At 62.5% G+C, this 16,804-nt stretch carries 16 protein-coding genes; 6 read left to right on the top strand and 10 right to left on the bottom strand.

All coding sequences use genetic code 11. The features are described 5' to 3' along the window. Positions 1-25: 25 nt before the first annotated feature. A complete protein-coding gene (locus BANT918_RS11250) occupies positions 26-1,831 on the bottom strand; it encodes an ABC transporter family substrate-binding protein (RefSeq protein WP_101620320.1) in 1,806 nt (601 codons plus the stop codon). A gap of 299 nt (positions 1,832-2,130) precedes the next feature. On the opposite strand from BANT918_RS11250, the gene BANT918_RS11245 reads away from it, so the two are divergent. After that, positions 2,131-2,670, top strand: a complete 540-nt coding sequence (locus BANT918_RS11245) for a hypothetical protein (RefSeq protein ID WP_233430455.1) — start codon at positions 2,131-2,133, stop codon at positions 2,668-2,670. A 34-nt stretch (positions 2,671-2,704) separates the two neighbouring features. Here the strand turns inward: BANT918_RS11245 and BANT918_RS11240 are convergent, their stop codons facing one another. The 5 genes from BANT918_RS11240 to BANT918_RS11220 form a co-directional block, all read right to left on the bottom strand. Further along, a complete protein-coding gene (locus BANT918_RS11240) occupies positions 2,705-3,361 on the bottom strand; it encodes an MBL fold metallo-hydrolase (RefSeq protein WP_101620318.1) in 657 nt (218 codons plus the stop codon). Between the two features lie 7 nt (positions 3,362-3,368). Further along, a complete protein-coding gene (locus BANT918_RS11235; protein ID WP_101620317.1) occupies positions 3,369-4,439 on the bottom strand; it encodes an NADH:flavin oxidoreductase/NADH oxidase in 1,071 nt (356 codons plus the stop codon). A gap of 29 nt (positions 4,440-4,468) precedes the next feature. After that, positions 4,469-6,049 carry an SLC13 family permease gene (locus BANT918_RS11230; RefSeq protein WP_101620316.1) on the bottom strand — a complete coding sequence of 527 codons (1,581 nt, stop codon included), beginning with the start codon at positions 6,047-6,049 and terminating at the stop codon, positions 4,469-4,471. A gap of 37 nt (positions 6,050-6,086) precedes the next feature. Continuing rightward, the gene (locus tag BANT918_RS11225) at positions 6,087-6,854 is read right to left on the bottom strand and encodes an alpha/beta fold hydrolase (RefSeq protein WP_101620315.1); all 768 of its coding nucleotides are present in this window, start codon (positions 6,852-6,854) and stop codon (positions 6,087-6,089) included. Between the two features lie 63 nt (positions 6,855-6,917). Further along, complete coding sequence (locus BANT918_RS11220; protein ID WP_101620463.1) at positions 6,918-7,559, bottom strand: thymidine kinase; 642 nt, start codon at positions 7,557-7,559, stop codon at positions 6,918-6,920. A 140-nt stretch (positions 7,560-7,699) separates the two neighbouring features. On the opposite strand from BANT918_RS11220, the gene BANT918_RS11215 reads away from it, so the two are divergent. From BANT918_RS11215 to BANT918_RS11205, 3 genes are all read left to right on the top strand, one after another. After that, positions 7,700-9,928, top strand: coding sequence for an NADP-dependent isocitrate dehydrogenase (locus BANT918_RS11215; RefSeq protein WP_101620314.1), 2,229 nt, complete (start codon positions 7,700-7,702; stop codon positions 9,926-9,928). 89 nt (positions 9,929-10,017) lie between these two features. Continuing rightward, on the top strand, positions 10,018-10,488 hold the full coding sequence (locus tag BANT918_RS11210) for a LapA family protein (RefSeq protein ID WP_101620313.1): 471 nt from the start codon (positions 10,018-10,020) through the stop codon (positions 10,486-10,488). A 3-nt stretch (positions 10,489-10,491) separates the two neighbouring features. Further along, the gene (locus BANT918_RS11205; protein ID WP_101620312.1) at positions 10,492-11,136 is read left to right on the top strand and encodes a 4'-phosphopantetheinyl transferase family protein; all 645 of its coding nucleotides are present in this window, start codon (positions 10,492-10,494) and stop codon (positions 11,134-11,136) included. Between the two features lie 47 nt (positions 11,137-11,183). Here the strand turns inward: BANT918_RS11205 and BANT918_RS11200 are convergent, their stop codons facing one another. Beyond that, on the bottom strand, positions 11,184-11,591 hold the full coding sequence (locus BANT918_RS11200) for a hypothetical protein (protein ID WP_101620311.1): 408 nt from the start codon (positions 11,589-11,591) through the stop codon (positions 11,184-11,186). A gap of 31 nt (positions 11,592-11,622) precedes the next feature. Beyond that, positions 11,623-13,053: a PLP-dependent aminotransferase family protein gene (locus BANT918_RS11195; RefSeq protein ID WP_101620310.1), complete on the bottom strand. Its 1,431-nt coding sequence runs from the start codon at positions 13,051-13,053 to the stop codon at positions 11,623-11,625. Positions 13,054-13,221: 168 nt separating this feature from the next. Between BANT918_RS11195 and pdxS the strand changes: the two genes are divergently transcribed. Both pdxS and pdxT read left to right on the top strand, forming a co-directional pair. After that, positions 13,222-14,103: a pyridoxal 5'-phosphate synthase lyase subunit PdxS gene (gene pdxS / locus BANT918_RS11190; RefSeq protein ID WP_101620309.1), complete on the top strand. Its 882-nt coding sequence runs from the start codon at positions 13,222-13,224 to the stop codon at positions 14,101-14,103. Next, positions 14,100-14,681 (top strand): pyridoxal 5'-phosphate synthase glutaminase subunit PdxT, encoded by a 582-nt coding sequence (pdxT, locus tag BANT918_RS11185; protein ID WP_101620308.1) that lies wholly within the window; start codon positions 14,100-14,102, stop codon positions 14,679-14,681. Before pdxS ends, pdxT begins: the two co-directional genes overlap by 4 nt. Before the next feature lie 62 nt (positions 14,682-14,743). On the opposite strand, the gene BANT918_RS11180 is transcribed toward pdxT, so the two are convergent. Together BANT918_RS11180 and BANT918_RS11175 are read right to left on the bottom strand one after the other, a co-directional pair. Then, entirely contained in the window at positions 14,744-15,679 is a 936-nt protein-coding gene (locus BANT918_RS11180) for a diacylglycerol/lipid kinase family protein (RefSeq protein ID WP_167389451.1), read from the bottom strand. Between the two features lie 7 nt (positions 15,680-15,686). Next, a complete protein-coding gene (locus tag BANT918_RS11175) occupies positions 15,687-16,769 on the bottom strand; it encodes a winged helix DNA-binding domain-containing protein (protein ID WP_101620306.1) in 1,083 nt (360 codons plus the stop codon). Between the last annotated feature and the right edge of the window lie 35 nt (positions 16,770-16,804).

The raw sequence follows: 16,804 nt of genomic DNA, 5'->3' as shown, positions 1-16,804 counted from the left end.
GAGAACCGACCGCGTCAGGTGCGGATCAGTTGGTCTCCCACTCCCAGTAGTTCCAGAACATGGTCGGTGACACAGCCGTGGACTTGACGTTCTTGACCTTGTCACGGTAGATCGTCAGCTCGGGGAACTGGAAGATCGGAGCACCGAAGGCGTCCTCAGTCAGCTGGCTCTCGAGGTCTGTGAGCAGCTCCTCCTGCTCGTCTTCCTTCGAGACGAGCAGTTTGTCTAGAATCTTGTCCGTCTTCTTGTTCGAGTAGCCGCCGTAGTTGTTCTGAGCCCCGGTGCGGAAGTTCGCATCGTTCTCAGTCACTCCGGTGCTTTCGGACTGCCAGCCGAACAGTGAGACATCGTAGGTGCCATCGCCGAGGCGGGTGCCCCACTTGACATCTCCGACGTCCTCGACCTTGAAGCCGGCCTTCTCAGCCGATTCCTTGATGAGCTGGAACTCCTGCTGACGGCGCGAGTTCGTGTTGTCGTACATGATGCGGACGGCCGGGCTTTCGACGCCCGCCTCTTTGAGGAGTTTCTTCGCAGCCTCAGGATCGACCTCCGTGGCCTCTTCGACACCGTTCTTCGAGGTGATTGCGTCGTACATCGGCGAACCGGGAATCTGTGAGAAAGAATCGCGGGTCACAGCATCTGGGTTCAGCGGCTTGATGATCTTGTCGACGATGTCCTCACGAGGAACGGTCTGGAGGAAGGCCTGGCGAACCTTCTTCGCTTTCTCCTCGTCGCCACCGTTGCCTTCAGGGTCGAAGGGACCTTTGTTGTCGAAGGTGAAGTCGACGTGCTCATAGGTCGCGCCGTCGGCCGCATCAACGGTGACGCCGTCAAGGTCCTCAGCTGCCGAGAGAACATCGGCCGTGGCCTGCGGCTGGGTCATATCGACCTCGCCGTTTTCGATCGCCTGAATCATGGCCATCGGATCGCCGTTGTAGCGAACTGTGACGGTGTCGACCTTCGGCTTGACCGGTCCCGTGTACTTGTCATCGACTTCAAGAGTGACGTACTGGCCCTCTTTGAAGTCGGTCATCTTGTACGGCCCACTGTGGACGAGAAGATCCTCGTCCTCTGGCATCGAGGTGAAGTCGAAGCCGGTGTTCCAGGTGTTTGAGATCTTGGACAGCTTCTCGGTGTCTTTGTCCTTGAGCGCATCAAGGATAGCCTGCTTGCCTTTTGCAGCATCGTCAATCCCGAGAGCCTTCTTGGCAACGATATGAGCCGGGACGCCGACACCGTCGGCTCCCTGTCCGAGCTCGGCCTCCCAGTCAGCGAAGGGCTTGGAGTAGCTGAAGGTCACCTCTTTGCCGTCGTCAGAGATTTCCGGGAAGTCCTTGATGAGAGCTGAGCCTGCGGTTGCCGCATCGAAGTAGACGGTCTTCTCGTCGTTCTTCTTGACCGAACCATCGTCAGCGTTGTTCGCCTCGACTGTATTGAAGTTCGCCGACTGTCCCGCCCAGGTCAGCGCCAGGTCAGCTGCAGAAACGGGAGTGCCGTCAGACCACTTGGCATCGTCGTTGAAGGTGTACTTGACCTTCAGTGGGTCTTCGGAGACCTGTTCGATGGAGCCCAGTGAACCGTCCTGGAGCTCGAGCTTGTCATCGTAATACTTGAAATTGTCATTCATCATGTAGGTGAGAATGGAGTTCGAGACGGCGTTGCCGTTGGCTGTCAAGGTGTTCATCGATCGGAAGGATTCGTTCCATCCGATGTTGATACTCGATTTCTCTGACGACTTCTCATCGTCTCCGCCGCCGGGGGGTGTGCACGCAGTGAGCACCATTGCTGCTGCGGCAACTGAGGCTCCGGCCGCGAGGAAGCGCTTGTTCACGTTCTCTCCTTGTTGTCATGAGGCTGTTTCGCCTGTGTAGCCACGCCCACAATCCGGGGCGCGGTGCGATCGAGCACTCCCTGGTCGGGAGTGTGATCGCGTTCATGTTTTTCACATGGAATGCCTCAAAGCTAATTCACTCAACACTGTGACTGAGTCCACATGTTGAGCAAATTTCACAATCGTTACCGTTTCGAGATCAAGGGAACATGCACACAACCTGCAGTCTCAGTGGATAGGATGTTGAGGTGGTTAACAGTGAGATAGATCGCAATGCAGGGAACAATCAGCCGAGAGTTGTGCGCACAACGAGCTCGACGGTGCTCTTCTTCGTCATCGCCGCGCTCTGTGCAGTGGGGGTCGGGTCGATCGCCATCGGTGACTTCACGCTCAGGGGCCTCGCCGTGGCCGGTATCCCGATCGCCGTCGTCACGGTTGTCTATGCGCTCTATCGGTTTCCTCGCGTCGAGCTGGGCCACCGGGAGCTTGCGCTGATCAATCCGCTGCAGTCGGTCCGCATCCCCTGGAACCACGTCGATGGGTTCGACATCCACTTCGGACTCGGGGTCCGTACCCATGAGAAGGTCTTCTCTTCGTGGCCCCTGGCAGGCAGGGGCAAGAAGATGGAGAGGGACGAGCACGGCGTCCGCAGGCTGATGGACAATCCCAATCCCGCCGTCGATACCGTGCTCGACCATCATTCCGGACTCAGCGATGCGCAGCTGTCGAACCCGCGAGGCGAACGCACCATCACCACGTCGTGGAACCTCGGCATCATCGCCGCACTCGTGGTTGCCGTCGTCTGGGCTGGTTTCGGATTCGCCGCCCTACCCAGCTGATCGTTCGACCACCCTGATGAGTCGTCGCGACTGATCACCAGCCGCGTTCGCGCCAGTCCTCCAGCTTCGGCCACTCCTCGCCCAGAGTAGTGGAATCACCGTGTCCGGGCAGCACCCGAGTCTCGTCGGGCAGCTGTGCGAAAACCCTGTCCTCAAGGTCGTCCAGGAGTGAGACGAAATCCTCCCTGCTCCATGTCTTCCCGGGCCCGCCCGGGAACAGCGAATCGCCGGAGAACAGGATGGTCTCTGCCCCATCGCGCAGCAGCAGCGCGATCGACCCCGGAGTATGCCCGCGCAGTCCGATCGCCTGAAGGACGAACCCGCCGAAGTCTCCGACGTCGAGATGATCGACCGCTCGTGCGATCTCCACGCCCTCGGCCGCTGTGATTGCCTCCGCATCGTCGCTGCCTGCGATCGTCATCGCGTCGGGGAATGCCGCCGAGGTGGCCGGCAGCGCTCGAATGTGATCCCAGTGCTGGTGTGTCGTGATGATCGCCTGCAGGACTGGGTCCGCCGAGGTGTCTTCAGCAGCGGAGGCGATGAGTTCCTTGATTGCGTCAACATCGTCTGCGGCGTCGATGAGGACCTGTGTTCCCGACTCCTTGGCGGTGATGAGGTAGACGTTGTTAGCCATGTCGGACACCGCGATGCTGCGGATGACGACGTGTTCGGTCTCGATAGTGTTCGTCATTGTCGGTTCACCATGCTCCTCTTGTGTACTGCGGTGGATACGGTCCCGGTTCGACTCCGAGATCGTGGGCTGCTCGCTGCGGCCAGGCTGGTTCGCGCAGCGCTGCCCGGGCCAGGAAGATTGCGTCCGCCTGCTCCGAGGCCAGGATCGTCTCGGCCTGTTCCGGATCGGTGATGAGGCCGACGGTGCCGGTGCTCACTCCTTCTGCCCGGATCGCGGCAGACAGCGGTACCTGGTAGCCGGGTCCGACGGGCACCTTGACCGGGAAGTTGCCTCCGGACGAGACGTCGATGAGGTCGACACCACGGGTTCTGAGATCACGGGAGACCCCGACCGCTTCGGCGATGTCGAAGCCGCCTTCACACCATTCGCTGGCGGAGAGACGGACCAGAACGGGCACGTTCTCCCCCACTGCTGCACGCACGGCCTGATAGGTCTCAGTCAGCAGCCTCGAACGTCCGGTCAGGTCGCCGCCGTACTCATCGCTGCGTTCGTTTGACAGCGGAGACAGGAACGAATGAAGCAGGTAGCCGTGGGCGGCGTGGAGTTCGACGACGTCGAACCCGGCACCGACGGCACGGGCCGCGGCCGAGGCGAAGGCATCGACCACCTCGGCGATGTCGTCCTTCGTCATCTCCTGTGGTGTTTCGTAGCCGGGGTAGGCGATGGCGCTGGCGCCGAGGGTGGGCCAGCCTCCCTCGGCCTCGGGCACGCTGCCCCGGGGGTTGCCCCCGAAGGGCCGATAGGTGCTCGCCTTGCGGCCTGCGTGTGCCAGCTGGACACCGATCCGGCTGCCCTGCGAATGGACGAATTCGGTGATGGACGACCAGGCGTCGGCCTGGTCGTCGTTCCAGATGCCTGCGTCCTGGGGTGAGATCCGGCCTTCGGGCAACACCGCTGAGGCCTCGGTGAGGATGAGCCCGAATCCGCCCTGGGCGCGTGCCCCGAGGTGGACGAGGTGCCAGGTGCCGGGCATTCCGTCTTCGGCCTCACAGGAGTACTGGCACATCGGGGCCAGCCAGATACGGTTGGCGATCTCGGCGGCGCGCAATGTCATGGGTGAGAAGAGAAGTGTCATGGCACCAGTCTGCCAAGGTTCGCCACTTTTCAGAGCATGATGTTGAATACTGGAATGGCCAGCAGGTAGACCGTCGCCGTGATGAGCACGATCCCGATGACATTGAGCAGCACACCACCCTTGATCATCTGCCCCACAGTGACGTAGCCGGAGCCGTAGGCGACTGCGTTCGGTGGGGTCGCCACCGGCAGCATGAATGCACACGTAGCCGCCAGAGCTACGGGGATGGTCAGCAGCAGCGGGTCAAGGTCGAGCCCCATCGCAACTCCGCCGACCACGGGGATGAACGTTGCTGCGGTGGCGGTGTTCGACGTCAGTTCGGTGAGGAACAGGATGATGGTCGCGAAGATGGCGACGATGAGGATCGTCGGGAGCACCCCGAGCCCGCTGGTCGATTTGCCGATCCATTCGGTCAGACCCGAGGAGGAGAACTGTGCCGACAGCGCCAATCCTCCCCCGAAGAGAAGCAGCACACCCCAGGGCAGGTTCTCCGCGGTGTCCCAGTCGAGCAGCTTGACTCCGCGGTTGGCCCCGCCGGGGATGAGGAACAGGAGGAGGCCGATGGCCATGGCGATGCCTTCGTCGCTGATCGGCGGCTCGTCGAAGATCAGCGGCTGAGTGATCCAGCAGACTGCGGCGAGGATGAACATGGCCAGGACCAGCTTCTCGCCGGTGGACATGGGGCCGAGCTTCTTCAATTCGTCGCGGATGAGCTCCCTGCCGCCGGGGATCTCATCGATCTCAGGTTTGAAGAGGACCTTGACGAGAAGGAACCAGGCGATGATCATCATGACGATCGACAATGGAACACCCACGAGCATCCACTGGCCGAAGCCGATGGAGATGTCGTGGTTCTCCTCGAGGTATCCGACCAGGAACAGGTTCGGCGGGGTGCCGATGATGGTTCCCAATGACCCGATCGAGGCGGAATAGGCGATGCCCAGCATGAGGGCAGTGCCGAAGTTGGATCTCACTGCCGTACCCAGGCCGGAGTCCTTGCCGGAGTCGGCCCGGTCAGCGTCGGCGGCAATCGCACCGCCGACGACTTTGCTCACGATCATGAGCACCGAGATCCCGATCGGCAGCATCATCACGGCAGTGGCGGTATTGGAGACCCACATGGAGACGAATCCGGTGGCGATCATGAAGCCGGCGATCATCGGTCCAGGCTTATTTCCCATGATGCTCAGGGTCACCAGGGCGATTCGGCGGTGGAGGTTCCAGCGCTGCATCGCCAGAGCGATGAGGAAGCCGCCGAGGAAGAGGAAGATGATCGGATTACCGTAGGAGGCACCGACGGTCTTCATCTCGATATCTGTGCCGAGAACCGGGAATGCGACGAGCGGAACCAGAGCCGTGGCGGCGATCGGCAGCGCTTCGGTCATCCACCAGGCAGCCATGAGCACGGCGATTGCCGCTGTGAGTCTGACTCCGTGGTCAAGGTCGCCCGGCATGATGGCATAGACGAGGGTGGAGAGGATCAGTCCGAGCAGGAAGCCGGTCCACCGGATCCGGACGGTGCGTTTAGCCAGTCTGGGCGCTCGTTCTCCGGGTGAGAGTTCGCCGACTTCGGTTGAGCCGCCCGTGGATGAATTCTTGTCCTGAGTCATCTGCGCTCCTCATCGAGCAATGTCGGATGCTGGTGGGCTACACCTTACTCAAGAACTGTTCGATGTGGTCGAAGACGAGGTCCGGATGTTCGACCATGGGCAGATGGGCCGCGTCAGGGACGACGGCAATCGTGGAGTCGGTCACCTGTGCCGAGAGCTCGGTCATGGCTTCGGGGGTGCAGCCGGGATCCTGCGCGCCGGCGATGAACAGGGTCGGCGTGGAGATGGCTTCGAGGCGGCCGGTCACGTCGTACTGGGTCAGGGCCCGTGCGCAGGCGATGTAGGCGGCATCATCGATCATTGCAAGATCGGTCAGGACAGCCGGTCCAGACGCGATGTCCTCCGTGAGGAAGCCGGCGGCGAACCACCGGTCGGCGGTGTCGTCGAGCTGGCCGCGGGTTCCGTCCTCCTCGACGTCCTTGATGCGCTCTGCCCAGGTATCGGCGGTGCCGAATTTCGTCGCCGTCGAGCAGGCCACGAGGCCGGTCAGCGAGTCGGGGTGGTCGAGTGCCAGCGTCAGGCCGATGCCGCCGGAGATCGAGGCTCCGCAGTAGGTGAATTTCTCCACACCCAGTTCAGCCAGGCTCGACACGAGGCCCGCCGCGAGGTCCGAGAGCGTGAAATCGTCTGCCTCATCTGTTCGAGGATGGGTGTGGCCGGGCAGGTCGGAGAGATAGATCTGATAGTCGTCGGCCAACCTGGCCGCGACTGCCGCCCAGAGGGAGGCTCGGGTGCCGAGGGCGTTTCCGAAGACGATGACCGGTGAGCCCGGATTGTCGTTGAGGGGGTGGACGCAAATGCGCAAGAGAGCTCCTAGCAAGTGTCGAGATCAGATGTGATGTTCGAGGTCAGGAGGGCAGTTCGACGGTCAGGAGACCACCGCACTGAGCCTACCGCCCGAGTACTCGAGATAACAGCGTGGACACAATGATTCGTAGGTCACCGCGTTGCCGTCGATGGCGACCTGGTCACCGTCGAAGATGAACTGGCCATCGACGAGGCGGCCGTTGAACATCGCTTTGCGGCCGCAGCGACAGATCGTCTTGAGTTCCTCCAGAGTGTGAGCAATCTCAAGCAGTCGGCCCGAACCGGGGAAGGCCTTGGTGCGGAAATCGGTGCGGATGCCATAGCACATCACCGGCACCGAGGCGTTGGTGGCGATGCGCATGAGCGAATCGACCTGGAGCGGTTCGAGGAACTGGGCCTCGTCGATGAGCAGGCAGGCCACTCGTGCTTTGGGGGTGTCGATGGATTCGAGCAGAGCATCATGATCGACGTAGTCCGCGTGCTCGCCGTAGATTGTCTCGACGTCGGAGCCAGCGGGGATGAGGAAGTCGACTTCCCGGGTCACGCCAAGACGAGAGACGATCTCACCGGCGCCCTTCGTGTCGATGTGAGGTTTGGCCAGCAGCACTCGCTGGCCGCGCTCCTCGTAGTTGAAGGCGGCCTGCAGGAGAGCGGTCGACTTTCCGGAATTCATCGCCCCATAACGGAAGTAGAGCTTGGCCACCGTCATCCTCTCTTTGTCGTTCGTAATGATTCTCTTGTTGTTCGTGACGAGACAGAACCCTACCGGGAAGCTGCGCCGCTGACGGTCAACGGTAGGATGGTGAGGTCAAACCCCGAGACGATGTGGAGTAGTCCATCACCATGGCCAAAATCATTTATACGCGCACCGATGAAGCACCGCTTCTGGCGACGTACTCGCTCAAGCCGATCATCGAAGCATTCGCCACCTCGGCGGGTGTCAAGGTCGAGACCCGCGACATCTCCCTCGCCGCGCGTGTGCTGACGCAGTTCACCGATCGCCTCCCCGAGGACCAGCAGGTCCCTGATTCTCTGTCAGAACTGGGCGATCTGGCCAAAACCCCTGAAGCCAACATCATCAAACTGCCCAACATCTCGGCTTCCGTCCCCCAGCTCAAGGCCACCATCGCCGAGCTCCAGTCGCAGGGCTACGAACTGCCCGCCTACCCGGACGAGCCATCGACCGATGATGAGCGCGATGCCAAGGCCCGCTATGACAAGGTCAAAGGTTCAGCAGTCAATCCGGTCCTGCGTGAGGGCAACTCCGACCGTCGCGCCCCACAGGCTGTGAAGAACTTCGCGAAGGCCCACCCTCACTCGATGGGTGACTGGTCCTCTGACTCGAAGACCAATGTCGCCACCATGGCTTCGGGTGACTTCCGTGACAATGAGAAGTCCGTTGTCATCCCGGCCGATGACACCCTGGCCATCCGCCTGCGTCCTGCCTCGGGCGAGACCGTTGTGCTCAAGGAATCGCTGCCTGTCCTCGCTGACGAAATCATCGACGCCACCAAGATGGATGTGGCCGAACTCCACAAGTTCCTCAGGGCTCAGATCGCAAGGGCCAAGGACGAGGGCATCCTGTTCTCCGTCCACCTCAAGGCCACCATGATGAAGGTCTCCGACCCGATCCTCTTCGGACACGTCATCGAGGCGTTCTTCCCCGAGGTCTACGCCGAATACGGTGTTGCCCTCGCCGAGGCGGGCCTGACCTCCGACAACGGACTGGCCGCCATCCTCGGCGGGCTCGACGCACTTCCAGCCGATGTCGCTGAAGGCGTCAAGGCAGGCATCGACAAGGGCATGGCCGAAGGTCCCTCCCTGGCGATGGTGAACTCCGATAAGGGAATCACCAACCTGCACGTGCCCTCCGATGTCATCGTCGACGCCTCAATGCCCGCGATGATCCGCGTGGGCGGCAAGATGTGGAACAAGGACGATGCGACCCAGGACGCCCTGGCCGTCATCCCAGACTCCTCCTACGCCGGTGTCTACCAGGCTGTGATCGAGGACTGCCGTGCCAACGGTGCCTTCGACCCGACCACGATGGGCACCGTTCCCAACGTCGGACTCATGGCCCAGAAGGCCGAAGAGTACGGCAGCCACGACAAGACCTTCGAAATCGCCCAGGACGGCGTCGTCGAGGTCGTCAACTCCGCCGGTGAGGTCATTCTGTCCCATGATGTCGCCGCCGGTGACATCTGGCGTGCCTGCCAGACCAAGGACGTCCCGGTCCGCGACTGGGTCAAGCTGGCCGTCACCCGCGCCCGCCTCTCCGAGACTCCGGCCGTGTTCTGGCTCGACGAGACCCGTGCCCATGACCGCAACCTGCGTGCCAAGGTCGAAGAGTACCTCGGCGATCACGACACCGAGGGTCTCGACATCCGCATCATGAACCCGGTCGAAGCGACCCAGTTCTCGATCGATCGCATCCGTGAGGGCAAGGACACCATCTCGGTGACCGGCAACGTCCTACGTGACTACAACACCGACCTGTTCCCGATCCTGGAACTGGGCACCTCGGCGAAGATGCTCTCTGTGGTTCCGCTCATCGCCGGTGGCGGCCTCTTCGAGACGGGTGCCGGCGGTTCGGCCCCGAAGCACGTCCAGCAGCTGGTCGAGGAGAACCACCTCCGCTGGGATTCCCTCGGTGAGTTCCTCGCCCTGGCCGAATCGTTCCGTCACGAGTTCAACGTCCACGGCAATGCCCGTGCCGGTGTGCTTGCCGACACGCTCGATGCTGCGACCGGCACATTCCTCGAAGAGAACAAGTCGCCGTCACGCAAGGTCGGCGAGATCGACAACCGTGGCAGCCACTTCTACCTCACCCTCTACTGGGCACAGAACCTGGCCAAGCAGACCACTGACGAACCACTGGCCGAGGCCATCAAGCCTGTCGCTGAAGCACTCGAGACCAACGCCGAGAAGATCTCGGCCGAACTTCTCGAGGTGCAGGGCAGCCCGGTCGACCTGGGTGGCTATTACTACCCGGACGAGGCGAAGCTCGACTCGGCCATGCGTCCCTCGGCAACACTCAACGAGATCATCTCCTCGCTGAGCGCGAAGGTCTGATCTGAGCGACACACGCATCTGATCTCACTTCTTCAGGTCAGACGCCGCATCACCTGACTCATGCGCCCATCAGCGACTATGATGGGCGCATGAGTACTCAAGACCCCCGTGGCGAATCTCAGACGCCCGAAGAGCTGCTAGCCGAGACACAGTCCGTGCTCGGCGACGAGGATCCGGCAACCGGGAACACCCGCGAGGTCGCACCGACACAGCAGGTTGATCCGACACAGCAGACGGAACCGGCGCAGCGCCAGGAACCGACTCCTGCAGGCAAGAATGCCGACCTGTCTCAGCTCAAGGGTGGCTCGGGCATGTCGGCGGGAATGTGGGTCTCCCTCATCCTCGGCGCCGCCATCGTCGTGCTCCTGCTCATCTTCATTCTGCAGAACAACGTCCCCGCCGACTTCCAGTACTTCGGCTGGCAGTTCCAGCTGCCGCTGGGCGTTGCCATGCTCTTCGCCGCGATCGGCGGCATCTTCATCGCCGGCATCATCGGATCCGTGCGGATCTTCGTGCTCAATCGCAAGCTCAAGAAGATCACGAAGGCTCTGGGCCGCTGATACATGGAGTCCCACCCCGGTTTCACGCTCCTGCCGACCCAGCTCGATTCCACCATCGTCCTCGCCGACACTGACGCTGAGGCCGAATGGGCACGCATCGATCTCTCCTCGCTGACGAAGCAGGAGATGAACTATGCGAGTGAATTCGAACCCGATGCCGCAGCCACCTGGGCTGCAGGGCGGGTAATTCTTCGCCACGTCCTCGGCACGCACCTTGACCGCGACCCAGCAGACATTGATATCCGTCTCGACTCGGCCGGCAAACCACGAGTCGAGGAATGCGAGTTCTCCGTCACGCGAGCCAGGCGCTTAGTCCTCGTGGCTGTCGCCGACGATCCCATCGGAATCGACCTCGAAGCTGTGCCCGAACACGCGGTCGCAGCCGAGGCGATGTCGCTGCTTCACCCGAAAGAACAGTCCGAACTCAAACAGGTCCCGAAATCCGAGCTGGCGACCGACTTCGTCCGTGTCTGGGCACGGAAGGAAGCTTTCCTCAAAGCTCTCAGCACGGGCCTGGCACGCGACCCAGGTATGGACTACATCGGCGCCGCTGCCTCACCCAACTCTCCGCACCCCGACGTCGAGATCTTCGACCTGGAGTCCGGACTGCCTGCGGGCTATCACGCCGCCATCGCGTTCAACCGCTGAGGTTAAGTCCGGTTCAGCTACTCACTGTGTTCAGCCGCCAGGTGTGTTCAGTCGGTCGATACTGAAGTCCCGTCAGAACTCTCGTCTTCGGCGAAGTCGGGGCCATTGGCTCCAGTGGTGAATACGATGGCGATGGCCAGCGAGCCGAGCCCAGTGAAGCCGAACCAGATGAAGCCTGACGCCGGGCTGCCGACGAGGGCGAAGATCACGGCGATGATCGTCGAGACCACCCAGAGCGAGTCGAAGATCGCAAGGTACTTCACATAGCGCTTCTCCCCTTTGCGGACACCATAGGAGATCTCCGTGGCGGCGCTGAGGAAGAGCAGGACGGTCGCCGTGATCGCCAGCCACCTGGGTGCGAGCAGGAATGACTCGACTGCGGGAAGAAATGCGCAGAGAGCGACTGCGATGAGCAGCTTGGCAACGCCATCGGCGACGAACCCGAATTTCATCATTCTCCGATCCTACTCAACCGCTCCTGCCTGATCATCTCTGGCCACGCTCGCTCAACAAAGACTGCACCGTCTCCAACGCCTGGTGCAGCACGGCGGCTTCCACGTTCGAGTGGGCGATGACGATACCGTGTCTGACGTCGCTGTCCGCACTCCATCCGGCCGCCAGCGAAGCCACGAGTATCCCTCGCTCTGCCAGATCGGTGCGAAGCCGTGCCGCAGTGGTCGCTCGCGTCTCGATGACGAGGGTCCGACCTTCGTGGACGAGACCGGGGATCGCCCCCACTTCGGCCACGACCACCTCGGCAGCTCTGAGTCTGCGCCGCCCACGCGAGATGCGCCGCCGCAATCCTCCCGAGCTCAGATAGGACGCGATCGCTGTCTGCATGACCGGTGAGAAGGCCGGGCCCAGAGCGGTGCGCATGCTGCTCAAACGGTGGCCGATGTCCCCGTGGGCAATGATGTACCCGGTGGATACGGCCGAGGTCAGCAAGGTCGAGAAGGTGCCGATGTGAACCACCTGGGCCGAAGTGTCTGTGGACTCCGCGAGATCGTAGAGGGTGGGCACGACGGTGCGGGTGTAGCGGGCTTCACTGTCGTAGTCGTCTTCGATGACGATGACGCCGGTCGCCTGCGCCCATTCCAGAAGTTTGACGCGCCGGTCGATGGGCATGGTGGTTCCGTGCGGGAACTGATGGTTGGGGGTGACGACTACCGCGCCGAGGTGGTCAGGAGTGCCATCGGCCAGGTGTGTCGTGTCGATGGGCCGGAGATCGCGGTCGGACATGGCCTGACGCAGACCCGGAAACCCGGGGTTCTCGACGCCGATCGCACCCTCAACTCCCGTCGTGAGGAGCAGACGAAGCCCATCACGGGACCCGCTGGTGAGGATGATGTCATCAGGGTCGACGTTCATCCCCCGCGTCAGGCGCAGGTGGTCGGCGATCGCCCATCTGGCCTGCGGCTGGCCGAGCGGATCGATCGGACCAGGATCGATGTCGAGCGAATCACGCCACGCCCTGCGGAATGCGGGCTCCTGCAGTGGGTTGTCGCCGCCGAAGCCGGGACGCAGGTCGACGAAGCTGCGCAGCCTGCGTCGTGGGACCTGCGGTGAGCGCATCCGTGGGTTGCGTGTGCGCGGCGTGCTCGGCAGCTCCGGGTTCACCCGTGTCGCGGAGCGTTCGGCTGTGACGAGGAAGCCTTCGACGACGAGTTGGGCGTAAGCGGTTTCGACGGTCCCACGAGAGACATCGAGGTAGGCGGCCAGACGCCTGCTGGCAGGCACCGGTTCGCCGGGACGAACCGCCCCGGCGGCGATGAGTCGCCTGATCTCGGCCACAAGCTGATCAGGCAGCGACGTCGAGACGTCCCGATCGATGTCGATGGGCAGCGCAATTCCGTCGGCTCGGAGCAGAAGCGTTTCCGACTGGGCAACAGTGGGACGCGTCGGTTGAGCAGGAGACATGCCCCGATCATACTGGCCTAAAACTTTTCATGTTTTCTGGCACTCTTGTTGAGCCACCCGTGGATCTAGTCTTGTGGTGAACGGCCGTTCTCACCGATCAATTCGCCCGGCCCATCGGGCTCACCATGCTTGCTCACATCGGGCTCACCACGAACGGAAAGTACGACAATGACACAGACACAGACCCTGCTCAACACCGGCCTGGCCCAGATGCTCAAGGGCGGCGTCATCATGGACGTCGTCAACGAGGAGCAGGCACGCATCGCGGAGGCTGCAGGCGCCTCGGCGGTCATGGCGCTCGAACGCGTGCCCGCCGACATCCGCGCTCAGGGCGGAGTGGCCCGGATGAGCGACCCCGACCTCATCGACGGTATTACCGCTGCCGTATCGATTCCGGTCATGGCCAAAGCCCGAATCGGGCACTTCGTCGAGGCTCAGATCCTCGAGACTCTCGGTGTGGACTACATCGACGAATCAGAGGTCCTCTCCCCCGCAGACTTCGTCAATCACATCGACAAGTCCGTCTTCAAGGTGCCCTTCGTCTGCGGTGCGACCAACCTCGGCGAGGCACTGCGGCGCATCACAGAGGGCGCGTCGATGATCCGCTCGAAGGGTGAGGCAGGCACCGGCGACGTCTCCGAGGCGATGCGCCACCTGCGGACCATCAACTCCGAGATCAGAGCACTGGGTGCTAAAAGCGAGGATGAGCTCTACGTCGCGGCCAAGGAGCACGCGGCCCCATACCACCTGATCAAGCAGGTCGCCGGACTGGGGCGACTGCCCGTCGTGACCTTCGTCGCCGGCGGCATCGCCACTCCGGCCGATGCTGCGATGATGATGCAGTTGGGCGCCGACGGCGTCTTCGTCGGCTCCGGCATCTTCAAGTCCGGCAACCCCGAGGCTCGCGCCAAAGCCATCGTCGAGGCGACCACTCACTTCGATGATCCGATCGCAGTGGCGAAAGCCTCCCGTGGACTCGGCGATGCGATGGTCGGCATCAACGTCGCAGACGTTCCAGCACCCCACCGCCTGGCGGAGCGCGGCTGGTGATTGTCGGCGTCCTCAGCCTCCAGGGAGCCTTCCGAGAGCACCTCGGCGTGCTCGACTCCCTGGGGGTGGCCTCCCGCAAAGTCACCAGACCGGAGCACCTCGAGAGCATCGATTCGATCATTCTGCCCGGTGGCGAGTCATCGGCCATGGTGCGCATCGCTGCCACCACTGGGCTCTTCCCCGCACTCGAGGAGAAGATCAGTGCTGGTCTGCCGGTCTTCGGCACGTGCGCGGGACTCATTCTTCTGGCCAATCGGCTCACGGACGATTCGCTGGATGGCTTCGATCGCCTCGGCGGACTTGATGTCACGGTGGCCCGCAATGCCTACGGCAGGCAACGGGAATCGTTCTGTGCACCTGTGCAGGTCACCGGGCTCGACGGCGCATTCGAAGCGACATTCATTCGAGCCCCACAGATTTTGAATCTCGGCACTGATGTCCAGGTGCTCGCCGATTACGCTGAGGTACCGGTGCTGGTGCGGCAGGGAAATATTTGGGGCGGTAGTTTCCATCCGGAGCTCGGGACGGATATGCGGATCCACGAAGAATTCCTGCACAGCCTCAAAGCGACCGTGTAAAGTTCCGGGTTCGCGCAGTTGGAGTCATCTCCGACACGTTCGTGTGCCCAGAGGAAGCAGCGCTATTTGAGTACGAGTCCACGCCGGCCCGGCGCTAGGACTCTCAGCGAACTGGTTCCGGCCCGCAGGTCCAGCCGGCGGCAATCACCGATGAGGTCGCCGTCGAGTTGGACCGGTGCGGGACCATCGAGACTGATGCTGAGTTCAGTCCCTCGCCAATAGTGCAGTGAGGGGTTCGTTGCCGGGCGCCTGTTCACACAGTCCCACCCCACCCGCGCCCAATCGACGAGGCGCTGGCGGGGTTTCGTCGTGGTGAGGGCGACGGCCAGGAACTCGAGTTCTCCTGCGCTCACCTCGGCGTGGTCGAACACCGGAATCGGACCTGCAGGTCGAGCCGTCTTCGACGCCATCACCGACCACACCCGAGTCGGGGCCTCGAGCTGCGGCCCTGCGATCTCGACGTTGATAAGTGGTGCGAACAGCGCGCGGGCAGCGCCCCAGGCATACCCGAGGAAACCCGGCAGACCGGCTCGCCCTGCGATGGCTCTCGCATCTCCTCCGATCCCGGCCATGGATAGGAATTGTTCACATCGCGGACCATCAGCGGTGAGGCAGTGGGCCTCGTTGACGGGAACTTCGCAACTGCGCAGTGGGATGGACCCCAGATGAGACTCGACCAAGCCGAGTGCGTGCTCAGCCGAGCGGATTCCGATGTGCCTGGACAGGACATTCGCGGTGCCGGTCGGAATGATTGCCACTGGCACCTCGGCAGCAGCCAAGATCGGAGCGCTGGCGCGCAGCGTGCCATCGCCTCCGAGCACGACGATCAGATCTGCGCCCCAGTCGAGCATCTGCTTCGACTGTTCGGCCCCCGGCCATTGCCGCGTCGTTGTGGCGCTGCGATACGTGATCCGTTCCCGTTTGAGGATCTCGACGAGGCAGGCATAGGCGCGCATGGTTTGTGCATGTTTGGGGTTGACGAGGATTCCGACCTTCATCGCAGCCTCAGGCGAAGGCGGGGTGAGAGGCGGCAGCAGCCTCGGCGCGGTCACGGTCGACGCCATCACCGCCGAAGGGTTCGATGATCAGGCGTGGTCCGGTCTTGCGCGGTGAACGCTTCCACGTTGCCTGAGCCTTTGTGCCGTCGATGAGGGTGTTCTTGAACATGCCGTTGCCACCGGGGACGACGAGCTTCTCGTGCGCCGGGTCCAAGGTGGCGCTGCGATCCTTGTAGCCGAGGATGATCTCATCGAATCCAGGCAGCAGGAGGAGTTCATTCGCCCGTGAGCGGCTCTCGTGCAGCTGGTCTGCCAACTCGGGTGCTTGAAAGTGCTCACGGCCGTCGATGCTGACCTCGACGACCTCGCCTTCGGCTACCGCTGCGGCTATGGCTGTGCGCACGGGTGTTTTGGGCAGTCCCGTCCACCGTGCGGCGTCGTCGATGGTCACGGGCCCGTGGCTGAGGACGTAGCGTCGCATCCATTCGTGCACGGCGGCCTCGGCGTCGAGTTCGACAGGGTTCGGGATCCAGTCTGCGGTGAGGACGTATTTCATATCATCTTTGCCTTCGACCATCGGTCCCTGAACGATGATGTTGCGCAGCGCCAGGGTGGTGATGAGGTAGCGTTCGTGCCCGTATTCCTTGCCCGCCTGCAGAGGTTCGAAGGCATCGAGCAGTTCTTGGCGGGTCAGGGGCCCACGGTCGCGGATCGCTTCTTCGGCCAGTTGTGCGGCATCGTCGACCATCGCATCGTCGATGCCGAAGGACTCACGCCGCTTCGCCACAGATTTCAAGGTCCGTTGTCCGGTCAGCCCGAGGATCCAGCCCAGGTCCTCAGCCGTGGCCAGGTGAATCGTGCCTCGCTGCGTCCACGTTCGGATGATGTTCCCAGAGTCCATCGCCTCACGGACGGCAGCGACCGAGGATCCAGTGCGCAGCGCGATCGAGACCAGTGCACCACCCAACGCCTGAGCCTGGACACACCCGAGATGTCGGGCGACCGACTGGGCCGTGGCTGTTTCCGATCGCGGCGAATCGATGAGTCCCTGGGAGATCAAGCGGGCGGCTGAGACCTGGTGTGAGTCCATGAGCCAACGATAGTCCACGGCACTGACGCGAACCG

The sequence above is a fragment of the Brevibacterium antiquum CNRZ 918 genome (assembly GCF_900169145.1).
GTDB classification, from domain to species: Bacteria; Actinomycetota; Actinomycetes; order Actinomycetales; family Brevibacteriaceae; genus Brevibacterium; species Brevibacterium koreense.
The sequence above is the reverse complement of the archived record's forward strand: the minus strand, read 5'-3'. Positions and strand labels throughout refer to the sequence as shown.